General features: G+C 44.3%; 14 protein-coding genes. 2 read left to right on the top strand and 12 right to left on the bottom strand.

Going from position 1 to position 10,979, the window contains the following annotated elements:
* Nucleotides 1-74: 74 nt before the first annotated feature.
* Complete coding sequence (locus WEIDD23_RS05625) at nt 75-1,481, bottom strand: FAD-dependent oxidoreductase (protein WP_062358826.1); 1,407 nt, start codon at nt 1,479-1,481, stop codon at nt 75-77.
* Between the two features lie 38 nt (nt 1,482-1,519).
* A complete protein-coding gene (locus WEIDD23_RS05620) occupies nt 1,520-2,137 on the bottom strand; it encodes a hypothetical protein (protein ID WP_010371445.1) in 618 nt (205 codons plus the stop codon).
* 144 nt (nt 2,138-2,281) lie between these two features.
* Between WEIDD23_RS05620 and WEIDD23_RS05615 the strand changes: the two genes are divergently transcribed.
* Together WEIDD23_RS05615 and WEIDD23_RS05610 are read left to right on the top strand one after the other, a co-directional pair.
* On the top strand, nt 2,282-2,611 hold the full coding sequence (locus WEIDD23_RS05615; RefSeq protein WP_010371446.1) for an ArsR/SmtB family transcription factor: 330 nt from the start codon (nt 2,282-2,284) through the stop codon (nt 2,609-2,611).
* A 72-nt stretch (nt 2,612-2,683) separates the two neighbouring features.
* A complete protein-coding gene (locus tag WEIDD23_RS05610) occupies nt 2,684-3,715 on the top strand; it encodes an AI-2E family transporter (protein ID WP_010371447.1) in 1,032 nt (343 codons plus the stop codon).
* Nucleotides 3,716-3,762: 47 nt separating this feature from the next.
* Here the strand turns inward: WEIDD23_RS05610 and WEIDD23_RS05605 are convergent, their stop codons facing one another.
* The 10 genes from WEIDD23_RS05605 to WEIDD23_RS05560 all read right to left on the bottom strand — a co-directional run bounded on the left by WEIDD23_RS05605 (nt 3,763) and on the right by WEIDD23_RS05560 (nt 10,869).
* Complete coding sequence (locus WEIDD23_RS05605) at nt 3,763-4,602, bottom strand: YitT family protein (RefSeq protein ID WP_029237447.1); 840 nt, start codon at nt 4,600-4,602, stop codon at nt 3,763-3,765.
* A gap of 87 nt (nt 4,603-4,689) precedes the next feature.
* On the bottom strand, nt 4,690-5,550 hold the full coding sequence (locus tag WEIDD23_RS05600) for an aminotransferase class IV (protein WP_010371449.1): 861 nt from the start codon (nt 5,548-5,550) through the stop codon (nt 4,690-4,692).
* Between the two features lie 94 nt (nt 5,551-5,644).
* Nucleotides 5,645-5,983, bottom strand: a complete 339-nt coding sequence (locus tag WEIDD23_RS05595; RefSeq protein ID WP_010371450.1) for a heavy metal-binding domain-containing protein — start codon at nt 5,981-5,983, stop codon at nt 5,645-5,647.
* Between the two features lie 75 nt (nt 5,984-6,058).
* The gene (locus tag WEIDD23_RS05590) at nt 6,059-6,634 is read right to left on the bottom strand and encodes a hypothetical protein (RefSeq protein WP_010371453.1); all 576 of its coding nucleotides are present in this window, start codon (nt 6,632-6,634) and stop codon (nt 6,059-6,061) included.
* 100 nt (nt 6,635-6,734) lie between these two features.
* Nucleotides 6,735-7,211, bottom strand: a complete 477-nt coding sequence (locus tag WEIDD23_RS05585) for a glutathione peroxidase (RefSeq protein ID WP_010371455.1) — start codon at nt 7,209-7,211, stop codon at nt 6,735-6,737.
* A 163-nt stretch (nt 7,212-7,374) separates the two neighbouring features.
* Nucleotides 7,375-8,094, bottom strand: a complete 720-nt coding sequence (gene gpmA, locus WEIDD23_RS05580; RefSeq protein WP_010371458.1) for a 2,3-diphosphoglycerate-dependent phosphoglycerate mutase — start codon at nt 8,092-8,094, stop codon at nt 7,375-7,377.
* A gap of 70 nt (nt 8,095-8,164) precedes the next feature.
* A complete protein-coding gene (locus WEIDD23_RS05575) occupies nt 8,165-8,494 on the bottom strand; it encodes a hypothetical protein (RefSeq protein WP_010371460.1) in 330 nt (109 codons plus the stop codon).
* Between the two features lie 2 nt (nt 8,495-8,496).
* On the bottom strand, nt 8,497-8,805 hold the full coding sequence (locus tag WEIDD23_RS05570; RefSeq protein WP_010371463.1) for a hypothetical protein: 309 nt from the start codon (nt 8,803-8,805) through the stop codon (nt 8,497-8,499).
* 144 nt (nt 8,806-8,949) lie between these two features.
* The gene (locus tag WEIDD23_RS05565) at nt 8,950-9,963 is read right to left on the bottom strand and encodes an NAD(P)/FAD-dependent oxidoreductase (RefSeq protein WP_010371466.1); all 1,014 of its coding nucleotides are present in this window, start codon (nt 9,961-9,963) and stop codon (nt 8,950-8,952) included.
* A 114-nt stretch (nt 9,964-10,077) separates the two neighbouring features.
* Nucleotides 10,078-10,869: an SseB family protein gene (locus WEIDD23_RS05560; RefSeq protein WP_010371468.1), complete on the bottom strand. Its 792-nt coding sequence runs from the start codon at nt 10,867-10,869 to the stop codon at nt 10,078-10,080.
* Between the last annotated feature and the right edge of the window lie 110 nt (nt 10,870-10,979).

The raw sequence follows: 10,979 nt of genomic DNA, 5'->3' as shown, positions 1-10,979 counted from the left end.
AATGACAAAAAAGCTATCTCGCGTAAATACAACACGAGATAGCTTTTTATCGTTAATACTATTTAAAGTTCACTTTACTGAAATCCATTCAAGTTATCGTCACCATCAACGGTGTTACGATCGATCGCTTTACCGGCCGCACGCTTGGCTTCAGCGATTACACCCATCTCGCCCAATCGGTTTGCCACTGAGTATGGCAAATTGATTTCTGATTCGAAGTACGTGTCCAGGAATGCTAATTCTGTAACCGTTAACCCTGAAGAAACGGCGTGTGACAATGTCGTAATCACTTCAGCTGCCGCTGGTGCGTTCGTTGAAATTTGTGCGCCATACACGATGCCTGACTCATAGTCATAAATCAACGATGCCACAATGTCCGTTTGTTCACCCAAGGCATGAATCGTGGCGGGCGTGTGAATATCGGGACGCTCGATGTGGTCACCAATACGTTCCTTCGCTGCTTCAACAGTCAATCCCGTCTTATAGAAGAAACGATCAAAAATCGAGAATCCAATCGTACGCAAAATTGGTTGAATTTTAACATCCAAACCTGCCACCGCATAACCTGCCACGCGGCCCATCTTCAACGCAGCGGACATCAACGGGAAGTATTGATCAAACTTACCATCAACCACAGCTGAATCGCCGATAGCGTAAATATCAGGGTTTGATGACTTCATCGTGTCGTCGACTACAATCGCGCCGTTTTCACGCATATCAACCTGACCAGCTAACAACATCGTGTTAGGCTGCAACCCGGCTGCAATGGCCATGAAGTCGAACACTTCTGACGTGCCATTGTTAAAGTTAACTTCAATCTTCTTCCCTTGATTATCAACTGAAACCACTTCTTGGCCCTTACGCAAGACGACCTTGTTATCAGTCAACGTCTTTTCCAAATCTTCTTGAATGGCTTGGTCAAAATAGCGCGTCATCAAACGCTTTGAACGGGTCACAAATGTGACATGAACACCTGAATGCGCCAAAGCGGCCGCCAATTCAGTTGAAACTGGTCCACCACCGTAAACCAGGGCCCGCTTGCGGAAGCCCTTAGCAAACTTATTGATGTCCACAGCATCTTGCTCGTCCTTCACGAAGACAACCCGGTCCAAATCAGCCCCCACAAATGATGGTACGCGTGCTGATGATCCCAAGGCATAAATCAACTTATCATATGATTCCTCGATAATCGATCCGTTATCAATGGTACGGGCATAAACCTTCTTGGCTGCAGCATCAACTCGTTCAACCAAAACGCCTGAGCGATACGTTGTATTGGGTTGACCCTCAAAATGCTCGAAATTTACTTGTTCAGCACTTGTCACGCGTCCATTCAACGCCAACTTGATACCCGCCGAAATAAATGGTCGTTCGCGTAAATTCTTTTCTAAGATGACAACTTCATCTGTTTCATTCACTTGACGGAACGCATTGACGGCCGATAAGCCAGCGTGCGCCCCTCCAATCACAACAATTTTCATACTTAATATCTTCCCTTTTAACCAATTCTACCTATTAACTAAGCACGCTTTTCGGGGAAACTTGCCCCAAACAATCGGAACCACTCTGACGCAAACAATGATTGACGACGTGTACGTTGCAACATCAATTGCGTATCCAAGCGACGTTCAATCTCAACCCATGAAATTTCAGGTTCAGCCACAACCATCTCGTGCGCTTCTGCCAATAATTGCTTATCAATCAAGCGTGCATCCAATGGTATCGCGTCCAAAAATGACGCTGATAATAATGACCGAATTTCTGTATCCATGCGTGAAATTTTCGTGTTAACCGGTTGTAACCGCTTTTTTACCCACTTCTGTCGTGAAAAACGATCACGATTCAAAATTGAGTAATAAATCAATAAGTACAGCGTCGTAAAGAACGCCACCGCAGTTCCCACAACATAGGCTATAATCTTATCAATCGGCAAGAATGGCAAGCCAAAAAATGCCAAAACAGCTGCAAGCGCCGTCAACACGAATGAGAGAATAAACGTCACTGTATTCTTGAGTTGGCCCAAACGAACGCGACGTTCAGCACGCAGCCGTCGGCGCCGTGCTGACAATCGGGTAAGCGTATCATTCAGCTGGCGCAAGTGCTCCAGCAAAACAAGCTTTTCGTTATTGCCATCCATAACTCAAACAATCCTCATCTCACTATAATTCAACATACTATAAGGTAGTATAGCGGGTTTATTTAACAAAAACCACCATAACGGCTTCTTTCGCTTACTTTTAATGTGTGCATTTTTACGAACGAATGCGGTAAACTATGAAGTATGGAATTATCAGAAGAAATATTTTTAAAAGAGCAAGAGGCTCTCAAAATTGCCAAACTCCTCGCCAATGATTTGCGTCTGCAAATTCTTTGCCTATTGCAGGAAAACGGTGCTGCTACTGTCACTGAAATCATGACTGCCTTACACGCTGAACAATCCCGGGTGTCACACCAATTGTCAGCTTTACGCGAATATCAAATGATTTCTGCCACTCGCGAAGGCCGCACTATCACGTACGCTTTAACCGACCCGCACATGATGGAATTGCTCCAAGATTTGCTTGATCACGCTAATCACGTGCGCCTTCACCGCAATCATAATGACATTTAAAGCGTAACCATGGGTTGCGCTTTTTTTGTGATTTATGACTATAATAGTAGAAACCACAAAAAGGAAGTAACAATGAAAGAAGTCAAAGCGTTTATTTTGCGCAATGATGTCCAGCGGTATATTGCCCTGGCCTTTATCGTGCTCTTATTGTTTATTGTCCATGACCTCATCAGCATCTTGCTGCTAACAGCCATTCTTGGCTACCTCGCTGTAAAAGGTGCCAACAATGTCCAACGGTGGACTAAAATCCCCTACGGATTCTCAGTGTTGATCGTGTACCTATTGAGTATCTTCGTGGTTGTGATGGCATTTGTCTACATCGTACCAGCTTTGGTCGATCAATTCGCCGTCATCCCCAACGAGGTCAACAAGCTCATCAAAGAGTATCCGGTCATTAAGCAGTACTTCAATGAAACCTATCACAAGCTAGACCTACTGAGTGAATTTTCAAAAAATTGGAAGTCCCTTTTGGCTAGCGGGTGGGATACTATCAGCACTGTCTTGACCGCATTCTCACAAATCATTCTATCGATTTTCTTGAGCTTCGTGCTCGCGTTGACTTGGCAACGCCTACGCGTCTTTGGATCACAATTTCTCCACTCAAGCTACCCTAAGTTTTTCAAGAATGTCTATGAACTTGGTAGCACGTTCGTTCTCATTTTAGGTAGCGTCATCGAGGTCCAATTACTAATTGCCTTCATCAACACAATCTTAATGATGATCGGTTTGAGTATTCTGGGCGTGCCAAGTGTCTTGGTCATGGGGTTGATGATTTTCATCCTAGGCTTAATTCCAATTGCCGGTGTGATTATCTCACTACTACCACTCAGCGTTATGGCTTTCGCAGCTCTCGGCTGGGTCGGCATGATTGAGGTCTGGATTCTAATTGCTGTTATTCACATGTTTGAATCTTATTTCTTACACCCACGTTTGATGGCTAGCCGAACAGAGTTACCAGTGTTCTTCACATTTGCAACAATCATCGTGATGGAGCATCTGCTTGGCGCCTGGGGCTTGATTATTGGTGTCCCAATCGTCGCCTTTATCTTGAGCGTACTTGGCGTGCAAGATGCTAACATTACCCGTAGTACAAAATCAGAATAATCAAAAAAGCAGCGCATCAATTTGCGCTGCTTTTTGGTTAGTTATGATTAAATACCAAATGTGCCACCATGAACCTCGTGTACATTGGTCGTCACAATAAACGCATTCTGGTCAATATCGTGCACGCGACGCAACATACGACCGTAATTAGCGTTATCCACCATAACCATGAGCATTTCTTTATTGTTATCAGTGTAGCCACCACGCACATCAAAGACGGTTAAACTCTGATCTTCTTGTAGCAACATCGTTTGAATGTCAGCCAAACGTTCATTACTCATAATCGTTACCTGGTGCTTTAAATCAAGTCCAGTTTCAATATAACGCATCACAATCGACGTAATGACTAATGAAAAAGCAGCCAAAAAGAATGCATTGGTGCCTGAAACTAACAAATTAAACAAAGTCACCACCATATCAATGGCTAACAATGACAAGGCAGAATTAATTTTAAAATACTTTTTCAAAATCATTGGTGGTACCGTTGTGCCACCACTTGACGCTTCAAGCCTGTATAGAATGGCGATGCCCGATGCAAAAACAGCGCCACCAATAATGACAGCTAAGACCGCATCTTCAACAAGCCGATGACTAGGTGTTATGTACATTAATACTGGTAATAAAAAACTACCAAACGCAATATTTCGCACTGTACTTTTATCTAAGAAAATAGCAGCTAAAATAATCATGGCAATATTAATGATCAACACCGTTAGCGCTCGGTTAATACCAAACGCAGCATCCAGCAAAATGGCGACCCCGGTTGCGCCACCAGCAGCAACGTTAATCGGGGCATAGAAAAAGTTAATAGATAGTGCAATAATTTCGAGCGCAATCACAAGCATGACTACTCGAAACCAGCCCTGTTGACTCAGTCTTCTCGGCATATGGGTCTCCTTTGGGTTGGAAATGTATATCTGTTACCTTTCTAGCATACCATTTAACGATATTTCATGTATGACACTTGTGTGAATTCATTCCGTTTCGGCATACCATTCATCTACCAGTTTTGTTCGGAGTGGAATAAAATGCGCTTCATCACGCTGCCCAACTGACTCACCGTCGATAGAGACAACCCGACCAGCCATCATCGTTGAACTCGTGATGAACACCTCATCAGCCGTTTTTAACTCCGCCACCGTGAAGGCACGTTCCTCAACCGGCATCCCCAATGAACGGGCGACCTGCAATAAATGTTGCCGAGCAATGCCCGGTAAAATCAACTTATCCGTCGGCGCCGTAATTAGCTTGCCTGCCTTAATCATATGGACATTCGTTTTAGATCCTTCAGTCACTCGTGTGTCACCGTTCTCAGTCATCCGGTAAAAAACAGTTTCATCAACTGATTCTTGCATCGCACGTTGCGCGGCAAGCACATTTGGCAGTAAGTTAATCGTCTTCACGTGCGTTAGTCCTGAGCGAATATCCAATTCGGTCCGTAAACGATATGGACGTTCTTGTTTGCCCCGATCTAACGACATAGGTGTTATCATCACTGCCAAATTAGGCGTCGCATCTAGCGGGAAACTATGGCTACGTCGCCCCGTTCCTCGGGTTACCTGCCAATAAATCATATAAGCTTCCCCAGTCACGTTGGTGAGTAAATCATTCAAAATGTTGGTTAACTCTTCACGTGTGAAGTCAGGCGTTATCAGCACTGCAGCCATACTCCGCCAAAAACGCTCTAAGTGCTCATCTAACGCAAAAATCTTTTGATTACGCGCCATGGTCGCATCGTAAACACCATCACCAAACGTAAACCCACGGTCAGTCATCGGAATCATCATGTCATCGATTTCCGATATCTTACCGTTATAGTAAGCTACAGTTTCCATACTATCCCCACCGTTCCTAATCTTTTACTCATAATAGCACCTTTTTGCGCACAAAAAACGTCCGAAGTGCAATTAGCATTCGGACGTTCATTAACTATTTCTTTTGCAATTTAACAGCCGTACCGTAAGCAGCCACCATGTTCATATCAGCACCCATTGATCCTGAATCAAAACGCATCATAATCACTGCATCTGCACCCATTTTAGCTGCGTTATCACGCAACCGCTCCAAAGATGAATTACGTGTCTCTTCAAGCAATGACGTATAGGCTTTAATTTCACCACCCACGATGGTCTTCAAACCAGCCCCAATATCTGCAACAACGTTCTTTGAGCGTGTCGTTAGTCCGAAGACCTCACCTAGTGTTTCCACCACTTCATAACCCGCAATATTTTCTGTCGTCGCAATGATAATATCATTTGCATTTGCCATGTTTGTTTATCCCCCCTTGGTTTTTCTATTGTAATCATACCGATATAGTCTGGTCAGTGGCAACCAAATTTGTGTTTAATAATTAATTGTTCCAGCAGCCATCCCTGGATTAGACGAAGAATCCATCGTGACGGTTGCTTCGTGTGGCGTCATATGGAATTGGTAACGTACTGACGTCGTACTGTTTGGGTCAGTGGCCTGAACATGATACCCACCGTCTACATAACGAATCCCGCTCAAAGCCCAAGATGACAAGTCTGTTTGTGTATATTGATTGACTACTTCACGTGCCGCTTGCGTCACCTGCTCAATCGATGCATTTGGATCACTAAAAATATCATACTGAGATGCCGTTGCAGTCGATGCCGCCGCACTCGCCGATTCAGCCCCAGCTTCAGCTACCGACGTATCATTGCTGGTCGTTGCGTCAACACTTGATTGGCTAATTGACGATGCCGTTTTTTTATCACTTGTCGCTTGCTTTTCACTTTCAGATCGCAACGAACTTAAAGCGTGCTCAGCTTTACTAAGTCGTCGCTCCTGTTGCTGTTGTGAATCATTATGTTGTTGCCATGCGTAGTACCCACCGGCACCACCAAGTGCCACAATTGGCACCGCGATAATCGTCGCAATCGTTCCTTTCTTAACCATCTGCCAAATACCTCCTTAGTTAAACCTGCGCTCATTACCTTGGATACTACCAAAGAAATGTGACCAAATTTAACAAGAGCTATTTGTCGTTGATTATCAATTACTTCGTAGCCGCGAGCGCACGTTCAATATCCTTAACCATCTTGCTTGGCGCTGTCGTCGGTGCATAGCGTGCAATAAGTTGGCCATCGCGCCCAACCAAAAATTTCGTGTAATTCCACTTAATGCGACCGTGACCAGACTCAGTCTTCAAGTAGTCGAACAACGGTGCTGTCTCATCCCCGTTAACTGCCATCATTTCTGTCATTGGAAATGTGACGCCATAATTTTTTTGGCAAAATGCGCCAATTTCAGAAGCATCATCCAATTCTTGTTTGAATTGATTAGATGGGCAGCCAATAATCGTAAAGCCTTCATCCTGATATTGATCATACAGCGCTTGGAGCTCTGTTAATTGCGGTGCTAGGCCACACTTGCTTGCCGTATTAACAATCACCATCACGTCCCCTGCAAATTGTTGCAAGTCTAGTTCTTGGCCCCCTTGGGTACGTTCTTTAAAATCGTAAACAGTCGTCATATTATTTCCCCCATATAATCATTCCTGTGCAATCGCTTCTACAATTATTGTAACCGTTTTCCTTTGGCAGATTTATTATATTTTTGGCACCATTATTAAATAATGTAGATTAAAAAAAGACACCATCAACATCACTGTCGATAGCGTCTTTTTCAATTACTTATTAAGCTTCTGGCTTCAAAACCTTCTTTGAAACAACTGACAAATCATCTGCCAAGTCGTATACCAAAGGCTCACCGTTAGCGATTTCAACACCCAAGATATCATCATCTGAGATACCTTCGATGTGCTTTACCAAGGCACGCAATGAGTTACCGTGGGCGGCAATCACAACGTTCTTACCTGCTGCCAAGTCCTTTGAGATGTTTGACTCCCAGAATGGCAATACACGTTCCAAAGTAACCTTCAAGTTTTCGCCGAATGGCAATTCACCTTCAGGTACATCAGCGTAACGACGGTCGAAGGCTGGGTATTCCTTACCCAAAACTTCAACAGTCTCCGTTTGCTCTTCTAGCAATGGAGGCAAAACGTCGTATGAACGACGCCATTGCAAAACTTGCTCGTCGCCCCACTTTTCAGCGGCGTCGGCCTTGTTCAAACCTTGCAAAGCACCGTAGTGACGCTCGTTCAAACGCCATGACTTCATTTCAGGAATCCACAATTGACCAGCTTCTTCCAAAGCGTAGTGCAATGTCGTGATCGCACGCGTCAAAACTGACGTGTATGCTTGGTCAAATTGGATGCCTTCCTTAGCCAACAATTCACCTGCAGTACGAGCTTGGGCAATACCCTTGTCGCTCAACTTCGTGTCTACCCAACCATTGAACAAGTTCAATGCGTTCCATTCACTTTGACCGTGACGGATCAAAACCAACTTTGCCATTGGTGATACCTCTTTTGTATTAGAATATTTCGTTACTATTGTAACAAAATTTCAGCATAATTAGTAGTGATTAATTAGTCCCCTCTAGAATCTTGTATAGCATAAACATCATAGGCACCGCATACACACCGGCAATCCACATCATCACGCGCATTGACTTATCGACACTTTTACTCAACGAATCTACCTTGTCAGTCAGGTGATCAATTCGCAAATTAACCGCCTTTAATTCACCCCGAACTTCTTCACGAAAACTGACAAACTCTACTTGCAGCTCACGCACATCGACTTGGAGTTCACGTACATCGACCTGTAGCTCACGAACATCCGAGCGTAGTGCCTCAAACTCACCATCCCGAAACGCTTGAAACTCTAGTTTTGTGACGTACTTTTCATCCATAATCAATTAGTCCCCACTAGAATCTTGTACATCATAAACAGCATTGGCACTGCGTAAACCGTCGCTACCCACATCATGACCTTATTCGACTTTTCAAAGTTGCGTTCCATGTTATCCATACGCACGTTAAGCACCTTCATGTCCCCGCGCATTTCAGCGCGGAACTCAGTAAACTCAGTCCGCAACTCACGCACATCATCTTGTAGCTCACGCACATCGACTTGTAGTTCGCGTACATCCGAGCGCAAAGCATCAAACTCCCCATCCCGAAACGCTTGAAACTCTACTTTTGTCACATACTTTTCATCCATTTTGAGTCCTCCGTTAATTGGTTAACATTGGTAACATTTCCCCTAATACGACAACAGAGGCACCGCATAATTGCGATACCTCTGCTAAAAATCGTTTTAATTGTTATATCCAATATAACGGATTATCGATTGATTAACAAGCTTTTAGCGCTTGATTTCACCATTCTCAATAACCAAACCTGATGAGTGAACGGGACCTTGGCGATCTGGGTAGATACGCTTGATAATACTGTTCACAGCCGTTGGCACTTCACCGAAACCAGTTGCAATCAATTCCGCCTTACCAGGGTATTCGGCCACATCACCAACCGCAAACAAACCTGGCACCGTCGTTTCCATCTCTTGGCTAACCGTAAACTTCTGACGTTCTACTTCAGGTTGGACGGTCCAGCCAGCCACAATCTTGTTCTCTGATGTAAAGCCGTAATTAACCATCAAATCATCGACATTCAAGACCTTCTTTTCATCTTCACGGACCTTAGCCAAAGTCACATTCAATGAACCATCTTCAGCCTTTTCAACCGTTTCGATGTTATATGGTGTCTCAATTGCAACACGTGACTTTTGCAACTCAGATACGGCGTGCTCCATCGCACGGAACTTATCACGGCGGTGCGTCAAGTGAACCTCTGCTGCAACCGTATCCAACAACGTTGACATATCAACAGCTGAATCACCACCACCAGCAACCAGCACGCGGTGATCACGGAAGTCTTCAACGTCGTTCAAGAAGTAGTGGATGCCTTGACCTTCAAGACCATTTTCAACTGCTTCTGGCAAACGGCGTGGCTCAAAGGCGCCCTTACCGGTTGCAACAATCACAGACTTCGTGTGGAATGATCCCTTATCAGTCGTAATATCAAATTCAGTCCCATTAGGTTGAACATCAATAACCGTTGTATCAAGATACAAATCTTGTGGGAATTGACGCATTTGCTTGTCCAATTCCTTGATAATCTCAGCACCTGTCGTGTTCACATAACCAGCGATATCCAAAATCGTCTTTTGTGGGTAAAGGTTAGCCACTTGGCCACCAACACTCTCCAAGCTTTCGATAACTGTGACATCCAATTCACGCAAACCAGCGTAAAAGGCGGCAAACATTCCTACTGGTCCCGCACCAATAATTGTTAAATCTGTATCCTTAAATTCCGTCATGATTGTTTCCGTTCCGTTTCTATCGGTTTCATTATTTTTCTTAATTACGAGTGTTATTATACGCCAACAAAAAATCCCCTGCACGGTATAAAGGAACCAGCAGGGGCATTTCAATTACAAATTACGGTCGTACAAACTCGTGAATTCTGACAAATCCACGTCAAAATCAGCTGCCGCGACAATATCGACCGCACTGCCTTCTTCGCCAGCCTTCTCTTCAAACGCCTTAGCAAAACGTGGGTATAGCTCTTGGAATGCATCCTTGTCAGGACCATCCACGACCAACAAATAATTAGCTGCGTTTGTCGCCCCATTCGTCAACCACAACAAGTGCATGTGCTCTACTGCACCCATGGCGTCATCTGCTAAACCAATCAATTCGTAACGCAATGGCGTTGGAATGATGTCTTCAGCAGATGCAATTTGCATCTCGGCATCGCCATCCCCTTCTTGCGCTGCCACCATGCCGGCAATGTAAGCCAAGTTATCACGAGTGATTGGCATACCATTCGTGAATGGGTTCAAGGCCAAACCTTCAATATTCTCTGAATCATCGTTTTGCAACAATGGCAAGTAGTCAGCCAATGACATCGCCCAAGGGTGTACCGGATCTTCTGAGTCAATTGGCCCAGCATTGAAGGCATCCAAATCAGTAAAGATTGGAAATACGGAATGGCCGTTTTCCATCTCAAACGTCAACAAGCGCATCTCTGATCCTTCTGGAATCTCAACGTCACCGTTTTCCTTAATAATTGGTGCTTCAGTGAAGTTAACTGGCGCAACAAAAACTGCCTCTACAAGTCCTTGAACAAATGCTTGTTCATTAGCTGGATTCTGTTCTTCGCGGAAAGCTTCCAACGCAGCTAAAAGCTCGTCGTTACGCAATACTTCTTCTTGGTTATCCATTGTCGTACTACCCCTGTTAGTTCTCGTTATTTGTTACTAAGTATAACGGATATTCACCCCTTTGTCAGTGAAATCCGATGTCTAACAAAAAACCGCATCTCAAGTGGATG

The organism is Weissella sp. DD23, assembly GCF_001579105.1.
Classification (GTDB): Bacteria; Bacillota; Bacilli; order Lactobacillales; family Lactobacillaceae; genus Weissella; species Weissella cibaria.
The sequence above is the reverse complement of the archived record's forward strand: the minus strand, read 5'-3'. Positions and strand labels throughout refer to the sequence as shown.